This is a genomic window from Candidatus Marinimicrobia bacterium CG08_land_8_20_14_0_20_45_22, assembly GCA_002774355.1.
Classification (GTDB): Bacteria; Fidelibacterota; UBA2242; order UBA2242; family UBA2242; genus 0-14-0-20-45-22.
The window spans coordinates 1-23,636 of record PEYN01000199.1 but is presented as its reverse complement, the minus strand read 5'-3'; the positions used below and the strand labels follow the sequence as shown (position 1 = coordinate 23,636).

20 protein-coding genes are annotated in these 23,636 nt (G+C 45.3%); 1 reads left to right on the top strand and 19 read right to left on the bottom strand.

What is annotated here, in order from left to right:
- Positions 1-121: 121 nt before the first annotated feature.
- From COT43_11450 to COT43_11400, 11 genes are all read right to left on the bottom strand, one after another.
- Positions 122-2,551 (bottom strand): hypothetical protein, encoded by a 2,430-nt coding sequence (locus tag COT43_11450; GenBank protein PIS27270.1) that lies wholly within the window; start codon positions 2,549-2,551, stop codon positions 122-124.
- A 97-nt stretch (positions 2,552-2,648) separates the two neighbouring features.
- Positions 2,649-4,517 carry a hypothetical protein gene (locus tag COT43_11445; GenBank protein PIS27269.1) on the bottom strand — a complete coding sequence of 623 codons (1,869 nt, stop codon included), beginning with the start codon at positions 4,515-4,517 and terminating at the stop codon, positions 2,649-2,651.
- A gap of 53 nt (positions 4,518-4,570) precedes the next feature.
- A complete protein-coding gene (mscL, locus tag COT43_11440; protein ID PIS27268.1) occupies positions 4,571-4,993 on the bottom strand; it encodes a large conductance mechanosensitive channel protein MscL in 423 nt (140 codons plus the stop codon).
- A gap of 15 nt (positions 4,994-5,008) precedes the next feature.
- Complete coding sequence (locus COT43_11435; protein ID PIS27267.1) at positions 5,009-5,953, bottom strand: hypothetical protein; 945 nt, start codon at positions 5,951-5,953, stop codon at positions 5,009-5,011.
- Positions 5,954-6,073: 120 nt separating this feature from the next.
- Positions 6,074-6,409 (bottom strand): antitoxin, encoded by a 336-nt coding sequence (locus COT43_11430; GenBank protein PIS27266.1) that lies wholly within the window; start codon positions 6,407-6,409, stop codon positions 6,074-6,076.
- Positions 6,402-6,701 (bottom strand): nucleotidyltransferase, encoded by a 300-nt coding sequence (locus tag COT43_11425; protein PIS27273.1) that lies wholly within the window; start codon positions 6,699-6,701, stop codon positions 6,402-6,404. The genes COT43_11430 and COT43_11425 overlap by 8 nt, the downstream gene beginning before the upstream one ends.
- 67 nt (positions 6,702-6,768) lie before the next feature.
- Positions 6,769-7,839, bottom strand: coding sequence for a UDP-N-acetylglucosamine 2-epimerase (non-hydrolyzing) (locus COT43_11420; protein PIS27265.1), 1,071 nt, complete (start codon positions 7,837-7,839; stop codon positions 6,769-6,771).
- Between the two features lie 30 nt (positions 7,840-7,869).
- Positions 7,870-8,844, bottom strand: coding sequence for a DNA transporter (locus COT43_11415; protein PIS27264.1), 975 nt, complete (start codon positions 8,842-8,844; stop codon positions 7,870-7,872).
- Positions 8,841-10,856 (bottom strand): RecQ family ATP-dependent DNA helicase, encoded by a 2,016-nt coding sequence (locus COT43_11410; GenBank protein ID PIS27272.1) that lies wholly within the window; start codon positions 10,854-10,856, stop codon positions 8,841-8,843. The genes COT43_11415 and COT43_11410 overlap by 4 nt, the downstream gene beginning before the upstream one ends.
- A 124-nt stretch (positions 10,857-10,980) precedes the next feature.
- Positions 10,981-12,324, bottom strand: coding sequence for a hypothetical protein (locus tag COT43_11405; GenBank protein PIS27263.1), 1,344 nt, complete (start codon positions 12,322-12,324; stop codon positions 10,981-10,983).
- Positions 12,324-13,367, bottom strand: coding sequence for a hypothetical protein (locus COT43_11400; GenBank protein ID PIS27262.1), 1,044 nt, complete (start codon positions 13,365-13,367; stop codon positions 12,324-12,326). Before COT43_11400 ends, COT43_11405 begins: the two co-directional genes overlap by 1 nt.
- A gap of 3 nt (positions 13,368-13,370) precedes the next feature.
- Between COT43_11400 and COT43_11395 the strand changes: the two genes are divergently transcribed.
- A complete protein-coding gene (locus COT43_11395) occupies positions 13,371-13,604 on the top strand; it encodes a hypothetical protein (GenBank protein ID PIS27261.1) in 234 nt (77 codons plus the stop codon).
- 75 nt (positions 13,605-13,679) lie between these two features.
- Here COT43_11395 and COT43_11390 read toward each other — a convergent pair whose 3' ends face one another.
- The 8 genes from COT43_11390 to COT43_11355 all read right to left on the bottom strand — a co-directional run.
- A complete protein-coding gene (locus COT43_11390) occupies positions 13,680-15,086 on the bottom strand; it encodes a hypothetical protein (GenBank protein ID PIS27260.1) in 1,407 nt (468 codons plus the stop codon).
- A 17-nt stretch (positions 15,087-15,103) separates the two neighbouring features.
- The gene (locus COT43_11385) at positions 15,104-15,955 is read right to left on the bottom strand and encodes a phage antirepressor protein (protein PIS27271.1); all 852 of its coding nucleotides are present in this window, start codon (positions 15,953-15,955) and stop codon (positions 15,104-15,106) included.
- A gap of 87 nt (positions 15,956-16,042) precedes the next feature.
- Complete coding sequence (locus COT43_11380; protein PIS27259.1) at positions 16,043-18,109, bottom strand: SAM-dependent methyltransferase; 2,067 nt, start codon at positions 18,107-18,109, stop codon at positions 16,043-16,045.
- A 68-nt stretch (positions 18,110-18,177) separates the two neighbouring features.
- Positions 18,178-18,627 (bottom strand): hypothetical protein, encoded by a 450-nt coding sequence (locus COT43_11375; protein PIS27258.1) that lies wholly within the window; start codon positions 18,625-18,627, stop codon positions 18,178-18,180.
- Positions 18,628-18,629: 2 nt separating this feature from the next.
- A complete protein-coding gene (locus COT43_11370; GenBank protein ID PIS27257.1) occupies positions 18,630-19,793 on the bottom strand; it encodes a hypothetical protein in 1,164 nt (387 codons plus the stop codon).
- The gene (locus COT43_11365) at positions 19,790-20,947 is read right to left on the bottom strand and encodes a hypothetical protein (GenBank protein ID PIS27256.1); all 1,158 of its coding nucleotides are present in this window, start codon (positions 20,945-20,947) and stop codon (positions 19,790-19,792) included. The genes COT43_11370 and COT43_11365 overlap by 4 nt, the downstream gene beginning before the upstream one ends.
- A complete protein-coding gene (gene asnB / locus COT43_11360; GenBank protein PIS27255.1) occupies positions 20,944-22,872 on the bottom strand; it encodes an asparagine synthase (glutamine-hydrolyzing) in 1,929 nt (642 codons plus the stop codon). Before asnB ends, COT43_11365 begins: the two co-directional genes overlap by 4 nt.
- Positions 22,873-22,884: 12 nt before the next feature.
- The coding region (locus COT43_11355; GenBank protein PIS27254.1) for a hypothetical protein at positions 22,885-23,636 on the bottom strand (752 nt) is incomplete at its 5' end.

Here is a 23,636-nt window from a genome sequence, read left to right as displayed (position 1 = left end):
CCGGGAAAGGGACACTTTAGACCGGGAAAAGTACGGCTTAGCCCGGGACACAAGCGTAAATGCCGCGGAAACGGAGATCAGTGCCGGGAAAATGGATACTTTAGAAGAGAAAAAGGGTCTTTTAGTACTGTATTTTTATCTCGAAATCCCTGCGGTCGGGCGTTTTGATCAGAATCATCTGGTCGGTAGTCGCATAATAAACGCCTTCCGCTTTTTGATATAAATCTTCAGCCGATTTAACGAGGGAAAGCGGACTGCCGCCAACGCTGACCTTGACCGGCGGGTGCTGGGAGATGACTTTGAACAGGTAATTCCGGCGCAGCGGCTTGAAACCAGCCTGTTCGCGGCTGACAGTAATTTTACAGGCATCGGTCGCAGTCTGGCAGGTGAATTGCGTCCGGGAATAAACGCCTTTTTCGTATTCGTAGGAGATGCCGTCATCTTCATAAAGTGTATAGGAGCTTTCGCCGGCGGGGTAGATCAGCATTTCCGTTTCGGTGATAGTTTTTTCGCCGACGTACTGCTGAACGGCCTGCATTGGCAGGAAACCGCCCGCGCGCAGGAAATAGGGAATCTGTTTCAGCGGTACAGCCTGGAGAATCCACTGTTTACCGGAATAGAATCGTTGTTGGTTCAGGTCGTACCAGTCGCCTTCAGGCAGGTAAAACCGCTTGAACTCGTCGGTTTCGGAGAGCACCGGGGCAACCAGTAAATTATCGCCGAGCATGAATTGGTCCTGAATTTCGGTGCGGTAACATTCCGGGTCGTCCTGAAAATTGAAAAACAGCGGGCGCATGACCGGCCAGCCGGTTTTATGGGCGGTATAAAATTCATTATAGAGGAAAGGCAGAAGGCGGTAACGCAGATTGATAAAATCGCGCACGGCGTTTTCGACATCCACGCCAAATGTCCAGGGTTCCTTGCGGCGGGTGTCCCAAGCGGCATGCTGGCGGAAAAGCGGGGTGAAGGCGCCGAGTTCCATCCAGCGGATATACAGTCGCTCCGAAGGATTACCGACGAATCCGCCAACGTCACTGCCGATGAACGGAATCCCGCTCAGGCCGATGTTTTGCGACATGCGGCAGGCAATTTTTAAATGCAATTCGTTGGCGACATTATCGCCGGTCCAGGCGGCCGAATAGCGTTGAATTCCGGCAAATCCGGCGCGGGTCAGGACAAAGTACCGCTGGTCGGAATGCTTTCGCAAGCCTTCACGGGTGGCGCGCGCCATTTCCAGCGCATAAACATTGCGAATGCGTTTGTGATCGGTTGGATAGCCATCGCCGTCGAACTGGACAATGTCGGGAAAATGGGTGCCCCAGACGGTTGGCTCATTCATGTCATTCCAGAAACCGGCCACGCCGTCAGCGAGCAGACGCGCCAGGTTAGCACCCCACCAGGTGCGCGTGGCGGCTTTGGTGAAATCCGGGAAATAGGCCCAGGACGGCCAGACCTCGCCCTGGTAAAATTGACCGTCGGGATATTTAGCGAACAGGTCTTGGGCGAGACCTTCACGCGCCGCGAAATAATTTGTGTCGGCTTTGACGCCGGGATCAATGATCGGGATGACCTTGAAACCGTCTTTCTTTAAATCGCCGAGCATCTTAGCCGGTTCGGGAAAACGTTCCTCGTTCCAGGTAAAAACGCGGTAGCCATTCATATAATCAATATCGAGATAAATCACGTCGCATGGAATTCGTTTGGTACGGAAGTTCGTAGCCAGTGCGCTCACTTCCGCTTCCGGGAAGTAGCTCCAGCGGCTTTGCTGGTAACCCAGCGCCCAGAGCGGTGGCAATTCTGCCCGGCCGGTCAGATTTGTGTAGGATGTCAGGACTTTTTTCATTTCCGGACCATAAATGAAGTAATAATCCAGCTCGCCTTTTTCCGCGCCGAAATTGAAGTGTGACTTGTACGTGTTGTCGAAGAGGATGCCATAAGCCTTGAAATCGCGGATGCCGTAAAAGAACGGGATCGAGATATAAAGTTTGTCGGTGCGGTCGTCGTACGCCCAGAAATCGGTATTCCAGAGGGTGTATTCCTTGCCGGTTTTACAAAGGTCGTCGCTCTTTTCGCCGAGACCGTAGAAATTCTCACCGGGCAGGAGTTTCTTATAGCAACGAACTTCGTCGTTGTCAAAACTGACGCCGAAAGATTCCTCGTCGGCATTGATCAGATTTCCGGCCGCATCGTAAATCGAAACCCGGCCGGGCGATTTGGCAATGCGCACTTTCAGGGTTTTGGTCGCCAGAGTAAAATATTTGCCATCATCCTTGAAGGTGAAAGCCGCTTTAGCCGGTAATCCGCTAATAACAGCGTAGGACGGCATTGCCGAAAATTCCTTCTGATTGGTATAGCGGAAGCGAATGACGTTATCATCGTAAACGTAGATATTGAACAGAGCGTTATCGGTTTTGAATTCGACGCGGTTCAGGTGAACAGCCTGCGATTTGATATTGCCGAGGAACTCGAAGCCGGCGAAAAGCGGGGCATAGGCGATAAAAAGCGTCATCAGTACGGGGAATTTGAGTGACATTATTTTGCGACCTTTCATTTATGCATACTTGAGTAACAAGTAAAGAGTGACTCGGGAACTGTAAATAAAATTTTGTATTGAGAAATGAATATTCTGTTTCATCACACTATGTTTTCTATTTCAACAGTGTAATTTTTCGGATTGCCTTAAAGTCGCCAGCCCGATAATAGATGAAATAAATTCCGGAGGCAACTTCACCGGCATTCCAGCGGATTTCATAGGAACCGGGATTGACGATTTCATCAACCAGTTTGGCAACCCGCTGGCCTTTAAAATTGATGATTTCCAATTTTACATTTACGGCTTCCGGCGTGGCAAATTGAATCCGGGTCTCGGCATTGAACGGATTAGGATAGTTTTGTCCAAGAGAAAAATTGATAGGCAGGCGATCGGACGGATCGGATTGAATCGCACTCAGGTTGGTGATATTGGCATCGATCCAGTCGACTCGTTTCCAAATCCAGCTTTTTAGATAGATAATTTCGTTGGCGTAAACGACGGCATCGCCCATTTCCGGCCAGCGGGCGGAGTTGCGGGTACGGGCTTCTGCAATGTAATTTGCCATTGAATCTATGCGGCTGCTTAGATTGTTATAATCCAATATTTCGGCGCGGAGTTCACTCCAGCGTTCGGCGGCGCGTTGAGCGAAGCCGGGATCGCGCGCCAGATTTTCCCACCAAAAAGGAACTTTAGGATAATCAGACACAATCCGTTTGTTATGATCGACTTCCCAGCCGGTGAAAATATTCTGATCCGAAATATACCAAGCTTTACCGAATGTGAGATTGTAGTCCCAGATCGGTCCGGCGTACATTTTTCCGTCTTTGCTGTTTTTGTCTTTATAGAGATACGAACTCAAACGGTAGCCGTCAATATTGCGGCAAAATTCGATCATAATGAAGTGATCGACAAACGAATCGACGTCAATGATCGAAGGGTAACCAGTCACTGGATTTGCCCGATCCGAACTCGCCATCACGTTTTCAAAATGCGCGATGAATTGTTGGATGTATTGTTTCTGTTGATTGACAATTTCATCTGGTTTCGGGTAATGATATTGGTAGTAAATGCTTTTGGAAGAATTCCAGCCGCCGACGTTTTCACCATCCGTTTTGTCAAGTTTGATGATGTATCCGCCGGTCAGATCATCCCCAATTATTTCGGATGCCTCTAATTTAGAAATATCTACCCGGTTTTTATCGCGCTTGATTTTCTCAAGAAGAAGGTAAATGCCCATGTATTCATTGTTGAGGATCAACTCACAAAATCGGACGCGACTGGCATAACGCCCCATATCATTCGAAAGTCCGTAAGCCAGAGCATCGCGGAGCATCGTTTTATCATCGTAGAGACCGTTGAGAATCCAGTCGGCTTCCCGAGGCAGGCCGACCAGCGCGACGCTGGAATCTTCGCCGAGATTGTTCTGAGTTTCGAATCGGTATTGTTTCTTCGGAAAATCCATAGAACTGCTTCCGCGTAATTCAATCGCAATCCGACCGTTGTAATTGTTGAACGGATCGGTGACCAGATTGCGCTGACCTTCGCCGTTGTAAATGATGCCGAGGTCGGCGACAATCCGCGCCTCATCGATGATTGTTTGCCCGTGCGTATCGATTACGAAGATCGGCAGATTCGTCGAGGTTAGCGTTACCGTTGCATTGACTGGCGACATTAAACCGCCAATCATAAGTATGAATAAAACCGCTATAAATTGTAGCATTGTGCGCAGTTGGCGACTTTTTTTCATTTTATTTAATGTTTTGTAACGTCTAATAACCTGGCAGAACATGTCTTTAGAGAAATTAATATGGCAAAATTTTAAATCTTCGATTTGGCCCAACCCAAAGGTATTTGATGTCTTAGATAGAATTGGAAAATAGCCGAATTGAAAATCGAAACTCGAAGATATTGTCCCCGCTTTTCCTAAATCCACGCCGGTATATGGAAATGTCACTTTGAACCAATACCAGACTGGATCTTCCACTGCGGCATAACCGTCTCCGCTGACACGGTATGAACTTACTTTTCCGACTGATTTTACTTTTTCAGCAAATCGCGGATTTCGGTAAGGAGAGCCTGCTCTTTGGTCGGAGCCGGGGGAGCCGATGGTGCGGCGTCCTCTTTTCTTTTAGCGGCACTGAGCGCTTTGATTACCATGAATACGGCGAATGCGATGATCAGGAAATCAAAAGTCACCTGCAGAAAGTTGCCGTAATTCAACGTCACGTCCGGATTATCACCGACGGCATGTTTCATCACAATTTTCAGATCAATAAAATTGACGCCGCCGACCAGCAGACCGATGGGTGGCATGATGACGTCATTAACAATCGAACTAACGATCTTCCCAAAAGCGGAGCCGATGATAATGCCGACGGCCATGTCGATTACATTGCCGCGCACGGCGAAGGCTTTGAATTCATGCAGTATTTTCGTATTAACTTTTACTTTCACTTTCATATTAATCCTTTGCGGTTAGAATTTGTAAGAAAAACCGACGCCGAGTATTTCTTTGAATTGAACGCGCGGGCCGAAGTCGTCGATAACACCATCGTTATTGTCATCAATCGAGATTTTCGTATCGTCGTCGTACAACAAATGGGTCGTAATATTGAAAGAGATATACTCATTAATCTTAAAAGCGATCAGGGTTTCCCAGCTGATGTCGATGTTCTGCGGAGTTTTCAAATAGTTGGAAAACACGTCGATCTTGGTCGTGAAGGAAACGTTTTTCAGCAATGCTTTTTTAAAATCGTTGCGCGAGTAGATCAGGCGCGCGTAGCCGCCGAATTCGCCTTTGGCTGTTTTCCCGGAATCGACTCCAAAAGCCCCGGTGTTAGACAACATCTCATCGTTGACAATGATCAGGCGGCCAGTAGCGGGCGCCATAAAAACACTCAGATTAGCGTTCGGTTTATAATCCATACCAAGCGCCGCCAAAAGATAAGCCGGCGCCAGAAAATTGGAAATTTTTATGGAATCGTTCGGATAATTATAACCCGGCGCCATTTGGGTCTTGAAATTCAATAACGCTGAGTAGTAAAAATTCGTAAACGCTTCCTTTCCGTATTTCGACAGAAAGTCAATTTTATCGTCGGTTTTCATGAAATCGACGTCTTTACCTTGCTTGAGAATGCCATATCCGATATCCAGCGAATTATCCCAGACTATTTTGTCTTTTTTATAATTGACAAACATACTGAACAATCCGTTGATCGCAACCGAATTTTGCCCGCCGGCCGCCCAGTTGGTTAAAGAGGTTTGGGCCAGGTTCGCGGCCGTCACGCCACCCATTTTCCAGCCTTCGTGAGTAGCGGCCGATTTGGCTTTTAATTGACTTTCGGCTTCAGTTATTTGACCGACGGCGAACAGAAAATGCGCCATAACCAGTAAAAATGAAGTGAAGATTTTTATTTTCATTTTTCCTCTATTGTTTCGTAGGGTAAGTTAGGTTAAACCAGTTTAAGAAAGTTCTGGATTCTTAAGGACTTGCGCGATTTTCCGGCTGGCGTAGCCGTTGCTAAAAATGGTCGATCAGTATTAGATGTCTAGCAATTCATTCACTTCCTTTTCGAGTTCTGGAAGATCACGAATTACAATTGCCCAGAGAATTTCGTCTGAAACCGTATCATATCCGTGGATAATTCGGTTACGCGTATCTACGATCTTGCGGGTATTTTTTAGTTTTATACCGGGAGATTTTTGTACGATTCGATTAATTGCTTCGCCGATGATTTCGAGGTTACGTTCGACAGCCCTGATGGTTTTTAAATCATTGCAAAACCATGTGAAATCCTTTTTTAGTGGTATGAACTGTTTTATTTCACCAATCGCTGACTGTATGTCAGCGAGCCAAATTTTTATCGATTCATCCATAAATAGATACTTTTGAACGGTCGATTTCGGCCTGTAAGAACGGGTTTTTCAAGGCTTTTGATTCGAGTAAGTCCACCGGTCGATTCAAAATCAGTTCGAGCCGCTGTTTTAAGGTGAAATAACGATCCGCGTATTCCAAAGGATCCCGGACTGTGAAATCGACCAGCATATCAATATCGCTGTCGAGTCGGTAAGTATCGGAGACGACAGAGCCAAAGGCAAATAGCGATTTAACCTGTAGCTTCCGGCAAGAATGACGAATTTCTTCTATCTGTTTTTTACTTAGATGCATATTCATGTTTTAATATAATTGATTTTAGGGGTGATATCCAATCTTTCAAGCGAATCCTTGAAATAACCTATTGCTTCTGACTAAGAATCTGAGAAATTTTCCGGCTGGCGTTGCCGTCGCCGAAGAGCGTCGTCGATTCGCTGTGGAAATCCGCGAAGCGTTCGATCTCGGCCGGAATGCGCTGAAAGTCCCGAAGGTTCGGGATGAGTTTCGCCCAGCCCTGCTCGACGAGTTCCACCCATTCGGTCTCCGGGCGCAGGACGAGACACGGCACGCCGGCGAAATAGGCCTCTTTCTGAACGCCACCGGAATCGGTGAGGATCAATCGCGCATGTTTTTCCAAAGCCAGCATATCCAGATAGCCGACCGGTTCGATGAATCTTAGGTTTTCAAAATCCACTTTTATCTCAAATTGTTTTAGCAATTTACGAGTCCGGGGATGGATGGGAAAAATGGTAAGTCCGTTTAAGTTCGTTAAAGTACTAATAAGTGCTTTTAAGATGGCGGGATCGTCAGTGTTTTGCGGGCGATGAACGGTGGCGAGATAATATTGTTTCGGCTGTACAGCGAATTGCTCCAATTTATCAGCATTTCCGGTGATCTGGCTGTTATATAGAAATGCGTCGTACATGACGTCGCCGACAAGATGAATTTGGTCGCGGTAGCCTTCGTTTAGCAGGTGGTTGACGGCGGTTTGAGTCGGTGCGAACAGGTATTTTGAGATCGAATCCGTAACGATGCGATTGATCTCTTCCGGCATTTGGCGATTGAAACTGCGCAGTCCGGCCTCGATATGCGCAACCGGAATTTGCAGTTTGGCGGCGACGAGCGCGCCTGCCATCGTGGAATTTGTATCACCATAAACCAGAACCAGATCGGGTTTGACATTCAGCAAAACTTTTTCGAGTTCGATCAGCATTCTGCCGGTCTGTTCGCCGTGATTGCCGCTGCCGATACCGAGGTTTAAGTCCGGCTCCGGGATGGCGAGTTCATCGAAAAATGCCTGCGACATGTTATAATCGTAATGCTGACCGGTGTGGATCAGGATTTCGGTGAAATGTTTGCGGATTTCTCGGGAAACCGGCGCGCATTTGATGAACTGTGGGCGTGCGCCGACGATGGTGGCGATAGTGGTCATGTTGGATAACCTTTCAATCTTATCTGATTTTTAAAATAATGAAATCTGTTTTTCGTTTTCTGGTGTAGTTGTGGGTTCAGCGGCAATCGGTTGGAAGTCGGGTTTCAATGAATCAGGGTATATTTTAGGTGGGAGAACTTCGCCAGAAAAGCTGACTGGAATAGCACCTTTCCTTATTAGGAGTTCATTTGCGTTTTTCTCGTGCGGTTCGGGATTTCGGACAAAGATTTTTCTGCCTTTCCGTATTCCATCGATGACACCCGACCACGTGCCACCTTTTTCGGAAGATTCGGCGACATAGATGTCCTGCGCCAATCCGTAAATAATCGGATTTCTTGCCATGGCGAGTTCCGGCCTCCACGGGGCTTTCGGAAGAAAGACGCTTAAAACTAGCACGTCTCCATCTACAATTTGCTTATAATAAGTCTGATAACCCGTTCCGAATGTCAATACGCCCTGCGGAAGGACGATGATGCTATGTCCGCGATACTTCATAGCTGAGTCAAGAGCCTGTCTATCGACACCTTTGGCGAACCCGCTGACGATAACCTGATAATCCTGGCTGGCTCGTTTGGCGATATTGTCAGTAAACTGCAGAGCGACATTGGACGCATTTCTGGAACCGACAATCGCGATGGAATTTTCATGAAGTAGTTGTATGTTGCCCTTAACGTACAGTAATGAGGGAGCATGAGTCGTTTTAAGATTATTCTTTAATGTTGACGGGTAATTCGCCGATGTAATTGGTATCAGTTCAAACCCTTGATTAAGCAAGTTCTCTGCTAAGAAAGCGAGATTCGGCAGGTCGGCTTTTGCCTGACATAAGTCTGATATTTCTTTTGTCGTCAGTTGATACTCCGATTGCCAAATATTGTTTGGTAGCTGAAAGAAATCTGAGATGGGGATTTGTTTTTCATGATGAAACCAGATGATCAATTCATTTATTCGCCTGTGCTTCCAGCCGGGCAAATGTGCCAGCGCCATCCAGTAAGCGGAATCAATCATAGTGTATCACCTCCGACGGTTTTTGCGATGACTAAAGGGATGATTTTACCGGCTCCCAAATGGGTCAACATCCGTCCAATTTCTTTAATTGTTGCGCCGCTGTCATAGATATCGTCAATCAGTAAAATCGTTTTTCCGGTCAGATTTTGCAGAGAATTGTTTTGGAAAGCATCCCGGACATTATCGCCTTTCAAATAGGAATTTTCGAAGATTTTCTGCTCTTTGGTTTGCCTGATCTTGACGAGATCATGAGATACCGGAACATTGAGAGAACGACCGATTTTCACTGCAAAGTTTTGAACCAGATTCCCCGAAACGGTCGGCGGGACGTAGAGAATTAAATCGACCCGCTCGTCACGGAATTTCTTTCTGAACGCTTTCAGAGTTAGTTGAAGTAAAAAATCGGGGAAATCGCCGCCGTTTTCGTACTTGGAATGATGTAGGGCATTTCCAACGCGCGAAATGCCATAATATGAAGCCGCGATCCCATCAACGAGAGCAGTCTTGCTTGTGCCGATTTCGAGTACCGGGAAATAGTTCTCATGAAACTCGTCAATCTTCTGTTGCCATTCCGATGAAAAATCAATGTGGATTTTCTGTAAGCCGGAATTGTCGCAGTTATTAAAATTAGCGGTCGTTGTATCACCGAGAAATTCGCAGAGGAATTTCATCCGCGATTGATCGGTTTCGGCATATTGAATCATGCTTTCCAAGTCTGATTTTTTTGCGTTTCTCAGTTCCTGAAAGGCATGACTATTCAGCGGCAGAGAATTGCGGATATATTCGAGTTTCTTACTACGTCCGATTGTGACTTCCCGGATGATTCCTTGTTCAATCAGGTCAGATTTAATTACCCGTATCTGCGTCTGTTTGAGATTGGTTTGTTTCATCAATTCCTTTTCGCCCAGTAGTTCATTCCTAATTGCGGCGATGACGCGTTCATATTTAGCGACTGCCGGTCTGCCTCCTTCAATAAAAGCATCCGGCAGTTGGCGATCTGCCGGGTTATAAAACAGGATGATGTACGCCGGTTTACCATCCCGACCCGCGCGCCCGATTTCCTGATAATAATGGACAGGCGATTGTGGAATTTGTGTATGAACGATGAACCGAATATCCGGCTTGTCAATTCCCATTCCAAGAGCGTTTGTGGAAACGACGCATTTCCAACGATTTTTCATGAGGCCATCTTCAATCTCAATTCGGGTGTCGGCTTCTAAACCGGCATTATAGTTGATGCAGGAAATATTGTTGCGTTGAAGCCAATGAACGTAAAGATCGGTAGCGATTCTTGTTCCGGTGTACAAAATGCCGGTGCCGGGAAGCTTTTCGAGATTGCGGGCGAGCCAGACCATTTTCTCATCTTCGGAATTGGCCCGAGCGACAAACAATTTAAAGTTTTCCCGCATGAGATTCCCGCGTAGGACTTTTATTTTCTGTCCCATTTGGGAAGCAATGTCTCGTTCGACGCGCCGGGTTGCCGTCGCAGTAGTTGCCAAGACCGGTAAATTCACCGGTAGGAGATTGACAAGAGTGATGATTCGTCTGAAGGCGGGGCGGAAATCGTGTCCCCAGACCGAAATGCAATGTGCTTCGTCGATGACGACCATTGACAGTCTCATTTGCCGGGTGGCTTCAATCCATTCATTGTTTTCCTGCCGTTCGGGAGCGATATAGAGAATCTTTACTTTTCCTTCTTGGGCGTCCCGAATAGCGTTGGAATTTTCCTCTGGAGTTTGTTCACAATTGATACATCGTGCAGGAACACCGAGACGATTCATCGCCTTAACCTGATCGCGCATCAATGCAATAAGCGGTGAAAACACGATAGTCGTTCCTGAAAATAATGTCGCTGGAAACTGAAAGCAGAGTGATTTGCCGAATCCGGTTTTTTCGATCAACAACACCCGCTCACCATTCATGAGACTTTGGATTGTTTCCCATTGACGGTCATAAAAATGGTTCAAACCAAACTGCTGTTGAAGGATTCTTTCCGCCTCGTTCCGAGTCATCATGGTTAGATGATTGTTCTTTGTATCAGCATTTATCATTGTATCTAATTATTCCCAAATTTTATAAAACATCAGCCGTTGCGGAGGAATACAGTTGTTAAAATCCACGAACACCATACACCTGCTATTTTTTTATTTCCGATATAAAATACCGCATTTTACCGGTCGATTCCGGTTTGATTTCTGTCGTCGGTTCGAATTCGATTTCAAGATTGTTATCCTGCACAGTTTTCTCGAATAACTGGCGGAAAAGCGCTAAATCTGATTCGTCAAAACCTGGACTTTTCACATAGCGAATCGTGAAATGATATGGCTTGGTCTGGATGATTTGGTACTGGTTGAAAGGTCGTCGCTTTTGATCGAGTAAGGCCAGATTCAGGTAGTCGAATATTTCGCTGGAGAAAGTCTGACCATTTTTCATAATGACGATGTCTGTCGCTTTACCGGTACGCAGTTTCATGATCGGCAAATTACATCCGCAGGGACATTTTTCATCTGACCATTCGCCGATGTCGCCGATGCGATAACGAATGAACGGCATATATTCGTTGGTCAGTGATGTGCCGACTACTTCTTTGACGCCGTATTCGTTTTCGACAAACTCTAAGAAGACATTTTCAAGGGAGACATGCCATCTGCCGGCGGGGCATTCGTAGGCAAAGCCGCCTATCTCCGAACAGCCATATTCATTGGAAACCGGAGATTGAAAGACAGACTCGACGAGCTCGCGCTCCTGCGGGAAGAGAGTTTCCGCCGTAACGAAAATTGCTTTCAGACGATCCGGAATCTGCAGTTCGCGGTCTTTGAAATAGAGTGCCAGACGGTAAATGCTATTCGCATAACCGTAGAAGTAATAAGGATTAAACCGGAGAATCTGGCGACTGAATTTTTCTAACTTTTCTTCCGAATATTCAAAACCGGAAATGAGCATCGTATTCCTGATACGGCCTTTTAGCGGATCAATAAACTTCCGGATTGTCGAATAGAGCGGCCGACCCCAGATCGCCACTTCCGGATCGCCGATTTGGACACCGAACCAGTTACGCGCCCGCCAGCGGCTGGCCCAATCCCAGCTGTTATATTCTCCAGTGACGTAAAATTTCAATGGAATACCCGTCGAGCCGCTGGTCTTGCCCGGATAGATCTTGCCGGTGTAGTGCCGATCGATTAACCGGTCGAGATTTTCCACAACGTCTCTTTTCGTCAATAATGGCAATCGCGCGAAATCCTGCGGCGAGCGTATCTCTTCCGGTTGGATATTGAGTCTATCGAACATCGCGCGATAATACGGAATGTTGCGGTAGGCAATCTTGAGAATATGTCCGAGTTTGGTCATCTGGACTTTTTGTAACTCCTCCAACGGTAGCTGTTCGTTGCTTTTCAGAATTTTCAGGTATTCAGTGATTGACTCGCCTTTAATGCGCTGGGTCATTGGAAAGTAAAAATGCCTGACAAATTTGCTATACATCAGTTTATTCCGTTCAATACCTGTTCGATCTTCCGGCTGGTGATTTCCCAGGTGAAATGGTGTGTAACAACGGCGCGGGCAGTCGTTCCCAGCGATTCGCGTTTGTTCTGATCAGAAAGCAGATCGGCGAGAACTTCAGCGAACATTTCGGAATTTTTAACGTCACAGATTATCCCGCAATGATATTCATTAATTATTTCAACCACTCCATATGCCGGGCTTACAATAACCGGTTTTCCACAGGCGAAGTAATCGAAAAGTTTCATGGGGGATCCTAGCAATAAATCCACATCATAGGGCGCCACGCAAATGTCATAGGAATTAATAAAAAACGGCGCCATGTTGAAAGGAACTTTCCCGGTAAAAGTGAAGGCTTCATTCACTTTCAGGTCGCGGCTCAGGGCTTTCCATTCTTCAAGTTGGGCGCCGTCGCCGGCAACTACGAAATGGGTTTGCGGAAGTTTTTCCAAAACGTATGGTGCGGCCTGAATCAGGTACTGGACGCCATGATAATGGTAGCAACTCCCAATGAATCCGACGGTCGGCGTATCCGGCAAACCGGTTTTGGATAGAGCTTCTGATTTCGGCATCGGGCGAAAGACTTCCGGATTGGTACCGTTTGCGATGGATATTACTTTGGCGGTTTTAACCGGATAATTTGCACAAATCAGATTTTTCAGACCCTTGCTGACTGGAATAATTCGCTCGCAATAAGCGAAATTGAGGCGCTGATTCAGGCGCATATAGGCGATTTTCCAGGGCGAATAACCGGTCTGGCGCAATTCTTCCAGCACCCAGCCGTTGACTTCAATGGTCAGCGGGATATGGCAGAGTTTCGAGACAATCAGCGGAATAAACGACGATGTTTCGCGGAAATACAGATGCTGAGGCCGGTGTTTGATGACATTGAATATCAGGATTAAGAGTGAGAGCACTTCGAAAATTATCCAACGCAGGAGCGGAACGTTGATAACCGGAATCAGGTGAATATTGACTTGAGCGTCAAAAGTGGGTTTAACGATGTCCGGATTGAAAAAGTGCACTTCATGTCCAAACTTTGCCAGCCAACTGACGGTTTCGCGGATGTGGTTATTGATATTGCCGAGGCGGCTGAAGCCTTCGAAACAAAAATAAAAGATTGTGAAATGCCGGTTTTTGATGGTTATATATCCTGGTTATTGATGAAGGCAGTAAGGTTCATGACTTCAACTTTAAAATATAATTTTACCATGAAAATTCAAATACCTGCTTTGAAATTTCATGGAAGTGGATATCAATAATCTCGGATACTTTAACTGTTTGTGGGAATGTGAAATTGCACAAAACGCAAGGTAATTTCCAGTTGGAGGCGGTGTTCATATTTCCAATCCTAACTTTTTCATTTCTTTGTTAATCCAATGTTCTGCCGTAGTCTCATCTTTCTCAATTGCCATTTCAACGCCGCGCTTGGCGATCTCAAGCAGACGCTTTGACAACGCCTTTGCGACATACATTTCCGTGATTTTTTGTTTTATATCCCTTTGTGTTTTTTCAGGTATTAGCGGACATGGAAGATTTAAAATATCCTTATCATCGATGACAGGGTAAGATGTTCCCGCGTTGTATTTCAGGGATAATTTCAATACCGGATCAGATTTAAAGAAAACATAGGCTGTTTCCTTATTTATATTCTCAGATTCTTCCAATACTGTAAATGCCCCGCTCCCGACAAATCCTTCGCTCTGCACAATAGCAACAGCGCCCCTATAAGTTCTAACCTTTGAGATTATCAAATCGCCGCCATTTAATTTGATTTTTGCGTTGGCTGGCAACTCCTTCCCCAATAATAATAGCGGTTCGATTTCACCGGATGACGTATTTACAGAACTGATTTCAACATAACGATATAACTCGTCAGGCTTATTCTTAAAACTACTCCTGTTTTGTTTGAATAAATTACCAACCAGATCAAAACCATTGCTATATTTTTTCACAGATCCAAGAATTACATCATATTTCGGCTGGAAGTATTCGGCGTCGATGCGCCCGGCGGCGGCGGTGTCGGACAATTTCCTGACGAAAGATAGGCAATGCTTCGGCTTCCAATTCAAAAGCTCAAGTTCGGAAAGAAGGATTTGCTCGGCATATTCATATGCTTCCATAGAATTATCATTCTGTTTTACAGATTCTCTAACAATCTTGCTTATGAAATTCTGAAAATTGTTAGAAGCTATTAAAACAATGATCTGATTGAAATCCTCCAAAATTAAACCGGTCTGCACAGCGCCACGGGTATTTCTTTTTATTTGTTCATTCCCATATTTTGACATTAAATATGTCGCTAAATATTCAGGTTCAATTTTACTAGGTCGTAAAATCGCAATCTTACAACTACCTGTTGCCTCTTTAATATTTTTTGTTACCAAGGAAAGATTACCTATGGTTCCAACAATTGATAATAAAACATCCCCACTTTTATAGTGGGATCTTTTCATTATTGGAGATTCATAAATTTTTCTGGGTATATAAACAGGAGTGACATTATCTAGAAAAAAATTCGTAATATCTTGTCCCCTATAATAAGGAACACCTTCGTCAAGATTAAAATGTTCAGCAATTGACGTATGATTGCCATCTGATACTCTACATAAATCAGTTAAAGGTTTGATATTTTTTAGTCTCGAAATAGCCTTTTCTATGGCTAAATACTTTGGTTGATAGTATTCGCTATCAATCCTAAGCGTGCGCTCTAGTTTATTTTTTCTGATAAGTGAAATTTGCATCGCTTACGTCCATAAGTTCAATTTTTCTTTTTTCGCCCAGACGGCAATTTTTCTGTCGGTTTCGTGTTCTGCGGTTCTCGCAGATAATTCTGTCGGCTCACAACTTTTTCACCGGTTTCCTGTTCCAGTTTCTTCCGCGCTACACCGGCCACATTTCCACCGCGCCGGGATACTTGACGGTTCCCCTCAAGACCGGCCGGATGCTCCACCTTGGTAATTTGGGTTGTAGCCGCTTCTCCCAGCATGGAAAAGATCATCTCAAGGTCCGTCATATGATCACGGAGATTCTGCCGTTCAAGGCCTTTAAGTTTTTTGTATTGACTCGGTGTCAAGCCAAAGGCAGCTTTGGATATTTCGGCGGTCAGTATCTCGTACTCTTTGTCTCTCTCAACGCCGTGCCTTTTCCATTCATCGGTCAGTTCTTCGCGGATGGCGATGCCACGCATGCGTTTTTCTATCCAATCATCTGAATAACCTTTGGCTTTGTAAAGCGCACGGGTGCGTCTGGTAGCCAGTTCGGGGTCATCGATTTCTTGTACCCGCTCATAACCGACCCGCGCTAACCACCGTTTAAACGGTTCCGCCTTTGGTGAAGGGATGGATTGAATGATACGGAATATCCCTTCCGTATTGGCGCAATTGAGCTTTTGCAAGCCTCCCGGAGTCTGAACGGAAAGGGGGGTGGCAATTTGCCCCCACCCTTTGGAAAGTTCATGATCGCGTCGGCGCATGTCTTTGATGTAGCCGTCCGGTTGCACGGAATCAGTCAGCGCAACCACCACATCCTTGATAACAAACCACCATTCATTGTTATGTATGGTTTTCCGGATTTCATTTTTTCTAAAAATCGCGATCTTCGTTGTAGGCATAATCTCTTGATCCAATTGAAATCTCCAATTCAATAATCAGTTGTTAGGGATAATTCTCTCCACAGCGCAGGGAGAATCTTTGTCTTTCTATTTCCAGAAACTCATTTTTTCTTTCTTCGCCCAGTCGATAAATGTCTCGGCGATTCCGTCCGGCAGTTCGCCATTGTGATTATGCAGGTCGTGGTCAACGACCAAATGGCCGTATTTGTCTAACTTGGACTTGCCGTCGTCATTTTTGACATAGACGTAATCGCCGGAATTGTCTTTTCCCGATTTGTCTGATACAGCGAAGAAAATGGGATAGTCGTCTTTTTTAGGGCATAGCTTATCGTCCCACTTTTGCAGGAATAAAACGCTGGTCTTTGTGCCTGTGTGAGGTTTAAAGGTATTTCCGTGCAAACCTACGACTGCAAGAATACGGGCCTTACCGGTAATAAACTCCCGAATGTCCTTGTCAGAGGTGTTATTAAACCGGCCTTGAGGCAATACTATAGCGAGGCGTCCGCCGGGCTTGAGGAAATCCAGATTGCGCTCAATAAAAAGAATATCCCGGCCGACCTTTGACTTTGGCTTTTTCTTTGCGTTAAATCCAAGATCGTATTTGTGGATGATATTTGACTCTTTAATATCTCCCGCAAAAGGTGGATTGGCCATAAGAATATCAAAGAGGAATTCCTTGTTTGAATTACGCTCCACTTTTAAGGATTCAAGCCGTCTGAAACCCGCTCCGTAAGTATCCCGCCAGTCGGGATTATTCACTTTCTCATGCCAGCGGTCATAATCAAGAGTGTTTAAATGCAGGACGTTTGTTTCGCCGTCGCCGGCGATCAGATTAAGCGTGCGAGCTACACGTACGACCTTTTCGTCAAAGTCAATGCCGAAGACCTTTAGCACATCGTCTTTTTCTTCCGCTGAAATCTCGGTATTTTCAAAAAGATGGCCTGTAATCTGAAAAATTGTGTGTACGGTAAATCCACAGGAGCCGGAGGCGGGATCAATCATGTATTCGCCTCGTTGGGGATTGAGCATCTTGACGCACATATCTATCACATGGCGAGGTGTGAAATACTGACCCTTTTCGCCTTTTGCGGATTTGCTGACTAAATATTCAAAGGCTTCATCAATGACTTGAAGATTAGAATTAAAGAGTTTTACGTCCTGAAGGCTGGAAACGCAGATTGATAAATGCGAAGGCGAGAGATCGATTTTACTTTCATCGGAAAAAACGCCTGGCCATTTCTTTTTGGCTTCATCAAAGAGGCGTTGAATTTTTTCTTTTAGTTGAGCGTCGGTTTGACCTGTATTCCTGAATTCAAGCAATCGAAAAGATGAAGCATCAACTTGCCGAAGCGCCGCCTTAATGTCATCAAAAGATCGTTCCATCGTATTTCCGAAAGTAGGCGTTGGTTCAGCCACCAGAGGCAAATTTTTATTTTTCAGAAAATAGTTTATAACCGCCCTATCCTGATAACTTTTATTCTCATCGTATAATTTGGTAAAGATGAGCTTAAATACTTCCTCGAAAACGTCCACGCCGGCGTTAGCGAGGACTTCGTTTTCCATATCCTCGATTTTGGCTTTGAGTGTGATTCTGTTATTTAAGAGGATGTCTTTAACGATTAAATCCCGCCAGGTGAAGCGTTCTTTTAAAATGTCCTCGAGGGTTTGATCCACTTTCGGGATGTTGGTAATGTCCTCAAAGAAATTCGGGTTTTTGCGATTAAAGTAAGAAATCTGCTTGCCATTTAACCAAACAGCGATAGGAGCTCCAGTAGCATGACAATACGATTTAAGTTGTTCTTTTCCGTCCGTTCGCTTCGGTTTCTTGACTTCAACGATAATATATGCCGTTGTTGGACTATCTTTATCAAGGATAACAATATCAGCGGATTTTATTTCAGTGCTCCCAAACCGAACAGGATGCTCAAACCGTATTCGCTTTTTTGGATAATCATAATCGTTGATAAGTTTTGCGGTATAAAGCTGACGGATGACTTCTTCCGGTTTTAGATGGACTTCTTTTTCACGGATGATGCAATCGACGTAAGGTTTGTTATTGGCTATCTTGATTTTTGCCTCAAGAGTCTTGATGTCGTTTTCTGTAAATAGCGAAAGATCGTAATTGGAATCTTTTAGTATATCAGTTAGTTTCATTTGAGTTGCCCTTTTTAAATTCTTACGAGCCAAGGATGGCGAGCATTGTGAATAATGAGTTTCATGCCTTATTTCACCATCTTGATTAATTTCAGGTATAGCTCGGCGTTGTTATTCCAGGAATAGGTCCGGCTCGGTGCTATTTTGCCAGTATAATTAAGAGCATTATTTGTGGCTGTAAGTAAGGATTTTAGATCGCTTGGTTGGCATAGAAAACCGCCTGAATAATTTGCCAGAATTTCCGGAATACCGCCGACTGCCGATGCCACCACCGGTTTTGCGACTGCCAGCACTTCGAAAATTATCCAGCGTAGCAGCGGTATATTAATTACTGGGATAGGATGAATAGTGACTTTAGCGTCAAATGTCGGCTTGACGATGTCCGGATTGAAAAAGTGCACTTTATGTCCGAATTTCGCCAGCCAACTGACGGTTTCGCGGATGTGGTTATTGATATTGCCGAGTCGGCTGAAACCCTCGAAACAAAAATAGAAAGTAGTCAGTTTTTGGTTTTTCATCGTCACTTTAAATGAGCTTCGATCGTGCGGCTTATCGTCTCAAAATAAGTATTGCTGTTTTTTTCCCAATTAAAACCTGCAACTGATTGATGGATTACTTCCCGGTTCCATTTTTGAGATAGTGTCTTTTCAATAGCTTTAACTAAAAGATTGGCATCTTCTGGTAATATTAATACACCGTTGTTTTCGTTAATGATTTTGCTATTGTCTCCAATATCGGTTGTAACGACAGGTATTCCGCAAGCTAAAGCTTCGAGCATTACATTCGGAATTCCTTCCCGAAGACTTGGTAGACAAAAAAGATCTGTGGCATTGTACCAGGTAACCATGTCAGATTGGTTAACTTCACCAATAAAATAAACACGATCTGACGTATCTCTTTCAACGGTTAATTTTTTTAAATTTGCTTCCTCATCACCTTCTCCAATTAAATATAACTGACAATCGGGATGTCTCTTCATTTTTAATATGGCATTAATCAGATATTTTACACCTTTGGGCGGAATTAGATATCCCACGAATAAAATGATTGGTTTATCAGGCAGATTTAATTTTTTTCTGGATAAGGCCTTATCTGTAATCTGAAAAATTGGATTGATTCCGTTTCTTATAACAGACACTTTCTTTGAATTAATCTTTAAGTACGATAGTTGCTTTTTCAAATCTTCAGAAACAGTCACAATCCGGTCGCAGTGTAAATAGGTCCATTTAGCCTGCCGTTTTAAGATTGGTATTTTCAAATAGCTGGTTACATCAGAGCCCCTCAATCCGACAATCGAAGGTTTGCCATATTTCCTTGCCAATTTAACCGCCGCATATCCGCCGGGGCAACCCATCTGACCGATGATAATATCAAATTCGCCGATCGATTCCGCCAAGTCGTTTTCAGCTTGTTTGTAAAATTGCCGCGAACGCCGCCAGATGCGATCGAACCGGCTGATGGTTTTCGGACGCTGAATCCAGACAAACGGCTGGCTTTGCGGGTAAATTTCGCGGAAACGATCCGTCATGACTTTATCGATCGGTTTATCTTTCTCCTGAAAAATGACCTGGTAAACTGTCATGTCGCACATTTTCGCCAGATGAAATGCCCACTGATAGATGAAAATTCCGTGGTTGGGATTTTGCAGTGTCGGGAAGAGATCGGTGAGTACTAAGATTTTCATCGGACTAATTCCAAATATACCGCTTCCAATTTATTAACAAAATTCGCAACCGAATATTTTTCCGCGGTGACCTTCGCATTATTAGAAATTTTTCGGTACAATTCCGGATCGGTGTGCAATTCGGCGATAGCCTGAGCAAGAGCTTTTGCAGCCGTTGCTTTGTCGCCTCCAAAGGTCTTTTCCCAATTAGCCGGAAACGGTAAAAGCCCGTTGTGCCGGTTGTGGATGATCTCGGAAATAACGCCGATGTTAAGGCCGACGACCGGCAGACCGTAACTCATCGCTTCCAGCAGGGCGATCCCGAAACCTTCCGTATGAATCGAGGGAAAAAGGTAACAATCAAGCAGCGGGTACACCCGGCTAAGGTCTTTTTGAAACGGCAGAATCGTGACAAAGTTCTGAAGATTGTTCTCCGCGATGATCCGGCGGTGTTCTGTCTGATTAGTCGCATTGCCCATGACTACTGCGTGCGCGAGAATACCCATTTCCTGCAGATATTTCAGCGTCAGGTAGAAAATATCGAATCCCTTAAAAGGATCAAATCGGCTGGTGTTTCCGATAATAAAACTCTTTTCGGGAATTTGCCATTCATGTTTTAGTGCGGTGATTTGTCTAGTATTGAGCAGAACCGGATTTTCGACCGGATTGTAAACGAGCCGGATGCAATTGCTCCGCGCGAATTCAGTTTTCACTAAATGTTCAGTGACGGTGCGCGAAATGGAAAATATTCGTTCAGCTAAAAAGCGATTGAGCAGGATGCGCCCGAGTTGGAAAGGCAAATCAGTCTTGATCCGCAGGTTGTGTTTGGTATAAACGCAATGCCGGACGCCGGCCAGCCGCGCGAAAAGCGTCCCGAAAAATTCCAGTAAGCCGTAATGCGAATGGGCGATGTCGATATGATGCCGCTGGATGATTTTCCGTAACTCCCGGAAAGTAGCGACATCCCGCCAGGATTTCAGGTGCAGATGGTAGAGAGGAATATTCAATTTGCGGAAATCGTCATAGAAAAAATCGTTCATGTCGTCCGAATACATGGTCACAACGACCGGATTGAATTGCGCACGGTCGATATTTTGCAAAAGTAAGAGCAGCGATTTTTCAGCACCGCCGACCTGTAAACTTCCAATAATATGCAGAACGTTGATTTTTTTCATTTCAGGATTCGTTCAACTTCCCTAAGCGGCATATCGCGCGTGATGATTTTATCGACAAACATCAATTGCCACAGTTCTAGCCAAAACAGCGACCAGAGACGGTGTTTATGATCTTTTACACTGGTACGCTGGTCACTCCAAATCTTATGGATGAAGTCATAATTGAAATAATTGCGTTGCCGGGCATAGCGGTTGAAAACAACCGTTTCGAATATTCCACTCAGATCGTTTTGAATCCAGCGGTCGACCGGAACGCCAAACCCGCGTTTTTCGGTGTAAAGGAGTTTTTTGGGCAGATATTTTTCCGCGATCTTCTTCAGGAGATATTTAGTCTGATGATTTTTAAACTTTAATTTTGGGGAAATTTTAGCGACATAATCCAGCAGAGCCGTATCGAGAAATGGTGAACGGCATTCGATTGAATTGGCCATGGTTGCCCGGTCGATTTTAACTAAATAATCGTACACGAGGCGGGTCATGCCATCCGTGAACAATACCTGATCGATTGGATTCAGTCCTTTGACTTTATTGAAATTTTCATGAAAAGGGTGGAGCGGATTATGATCGGTAATCCGGGACAGATATTCCGGATTCCATAAAGAAGTCCGGTATTTGTGAAATCCCATCGTATTATAAAAGCTTTCGTAAGGGAAACCTTTCAGGTAATCAATATAATACAAAGCCTTACCGAGTACCGAATCGCTCTCAGGATTAATTGCCAAACCGCCTAAAATATTACCGATCAACGGATGAAGAAAGGGCGGAATTATCCGGGAGAAAATCTGCGCATTGCGGGGGACGATCGTCCGGCCGTAACCGCCGAAAGCTTCGTCACCGCCGTCACCGGTCAGCATGACGGTGATGTATTGGCGGGCGGCTTTGGAAATTAAATAAGTGGGAATCGCCGAGGAATCGGCAAACGGCTCGCCGAACTGCCAGACGAGTTCCAGCAGGTTTTCGGTGACATTGTGGTCCAAAATCAGTTCGGTATGATCGGTGTCGTATAATTTCGCGACTTCCCGCGCGGCGAGAATGTCCTCCATCGGATAATTCTTAAAACCCATTGTAAAAGTCTTAATTCGCCGGGTGGCATTCCGACATAAAATGGCAGTAATGAGGCTGGAATCCACACCGCCGCTGAGCATGGTGCCGATCGGCACGTCGCTGATCGTCCGGCGCATTACGGCCTGAATGAGTAATTCTTCGCAGGTCTGCAAAATGGTGGCTTCATCGTTGACGACTTTGTGGGAATAATCCCATTCCCAGTAGGTCGTGGCAACCTGACCATTTTCTGAGAATATATGAAAAGAACCCGGACTGATTTTCCGGATACCTTCGAAAATAGTATGTTGATCGGGAACGGCGATATGGTGCAGGTAGCAGTCCAATGCCGGCAGGCTGACCATGGGCTGGGAAGGTAAAACTGAAGTAATGACCTTAATATCCGAGGCGAAATATATCACACCGGATTTATCAGCGTAGTAGAGTGGTTTCTTGCCGACCCGGTCGCGGCCGAGAATCAGTTGTTGCTTCCGGGAGTCGTAAATGGCAATGGCGAACATGCCGGTAATCTTGCGGAATAATTCGGTCCCCCATTCCGCGTAACCATGCAAAAGCACTTCAGTATCGGAATTAGAGTTGAAGTGGTAGCCGCCAGCGAGTAATTCCTGACGGAGTTCGCGGTAGTTGTAGATCTCGCCATTGAAAACCGTCCAGATACTGCGGTCTGAATTGGTCATCGGCTGGTTGGCTTTATCCGAGAGATCGATGATCTTAAGCCGCCGATGACCCAGAGCGATTTCCGGCAGAAGTTCATAGCCGGCGGAATCGGGCCCGCGTTCGATCATCAAATCGCGCATCCGGCAGATTTGTGCCGGACTGACTTCGATTTTACCTTGATGATATATTCCGCAGATACCGCACATATTAAAAGCCTCTCAATCAAGCACCGATCGATAAATGCCCACTAACTGCCGGATGTAATGTTTCCACAAAAACCGGGATGCAATTTGAACCCGGGCGTTTTCACCGACTTTTCGCGCCAGTTCGGGATTTTGAACCGCTTCGATCAGTTTGGCGGCGAACTCTTCGGGTGAAGAGCCTTTTGTCATAAATCCGGTGATGCCATCTTCGATGATTTCCAGCATGTGCGGCGTCGAAATTACCGGTTTACCGGCCGCCATGTATTCGGTGACTTTCGTTGAAGTGCCAAAGTAAGTCGGTTCGCCCGGATAATAAACGATGCAAAAATCTACGGCCTGAATGACTTTTTGCAAGATGTCATGCGCCATCGTTCCAGTCAAAAGGATTGAATCGCCAAGATGATTAATCTGAATATATTGGTGCATTTCGCGTTCGGCGTCGCCAGAACCAATAACGACCAATTTCAAATCCGGTCGGCGATGCAGTGCGAAATGAAACGCCTTGACAAGACCGAGTGTGTCGTACCAGCGATAAAGGCTTCCTGAGTAGAGAAAGAACGGTCGGTTTTCCGCATCGAACTGCTTGCAGATGGCGGCTTTTTCGTCCGGCGTGATTGGCTCTGGCAAGTCGGCGCCATTTAGTAACACATTGTGTTTAGGCAACTTCCAACCGCGTTTTGTGTAAATAAAATCGGCAATCAGTTTCGATGCCAGAATCAACTCGCTACAGTAAGACAACAGAACCTTTTGATTAATTAAAAGAAGCC

Coding starts and splice junctions, on each gene's coding strand:
- COT43_11450 (PIS27270.1), bottom strand. CDS start 2,551: ATGAAAGGTCGCAAAATAATGTCACTCAAATTCCCCGTACTGATGACG.
- mscL (PIS27268.1), bottom strand. CDS start 4,993: ATGAAAGTGAAAGTAAAAGTTAATACGAAAATACTGCATGAATTCAAA.
- COT43_11435 (PIS27267.1), bottom strand. CDS start 5,953: ATGAAAATAAAAATCTTCACTTCATTTTTACTGGTTATGGCGCATTTT.
- COT43_11430 (PIS27266.1), bottom strand. CDS start 6,409: ATGGATGAATCGATAAAAATTTGGCTCGCTGACATACAGTCAGCGATT.
- COT43_11425 (PIS27273.1), bottom strand. CDS start 6,701: ATGCATCTAAGTAAAAAACAGATAGAAGAAATTCGTCATTCTTGCCGG.
- COT43_11420 (PIS27265.1), bottom strand. CDS start 7,839: ATGACCACTATCGCCACCATCGTCGGCGCACGCCCACAGTTCATCAAA.
- COT43_11415 (PIS27264.1), bottom strand. CDS start 8,844: ATGATTGATTCCGCTTACTGGATGGCGCTGGCACATTTGCCCGGCTGG.
- COT43_11410 (PIS27272.1), bottom strand. CDS start 10,856: ATGACTCGGAACGAGGCGGAAAGAATCCTTCAACAGCAGTTTGGTTTG.
- COT43_11405 (PIS27263.1), bottom strand. CDS start 12,324: ATGTATAGCAAATTTGTCAGGCATTTTTACTTTCCAATGACCCAGCGC.
- COT43_11395 (PIS27261.1), top strand. CDS start 13,371: ATGTCCAAACTTTGCCAGCCAACTGACGGTTTCGCGGATGTGGTTATT.
- COT43_11390 (PIS27260.1), bottom strand. CDS start 15,086: ATGCAAATTTCACTTATCAGAAAAAATAAACTAGAGCGCACGCTTAGG.
- COT43_11385 (PIS27271.1), bottom strand. CDS start 15,955: ATGCCTACAACGAAGATCGCGATTTTTAGAAAAAATGAAATCCGGAAA.
- COT43_11380 (PIS27259.1), bottom strand. CDS start 18,109: ATGAAACTAACTGATATACTAAAAGATTCCAATTACGATCTTTCGCTA.
- COT43_11375 (PIS27258.1), bottom strand. CDS start 18,627: ATGAAAAACCAAAAACTGACTACTTTCTATTTTTGTTTCGAGGGTTTC.
- COT43_11370 (PIS27257.1), bottom strand. CDS start 19,793: ATGAAAATCTTAGTACTCACCGATCTCTTCCCGACACTGCAAAATCCC.
- COT43_11365 (PIS27256.1), bottom strand. CDS start 20,947: ATGAAAAAAATCAACGTTCTGCATATTATTGGAAGTTTACAGGTCGGC.
- asnB (PIS27255.1), bottom strand. CDS start 22,872: ATGTGCGGTATCTGCGGAATATATCATCAAGGTAAAATCGAAGTCAGT.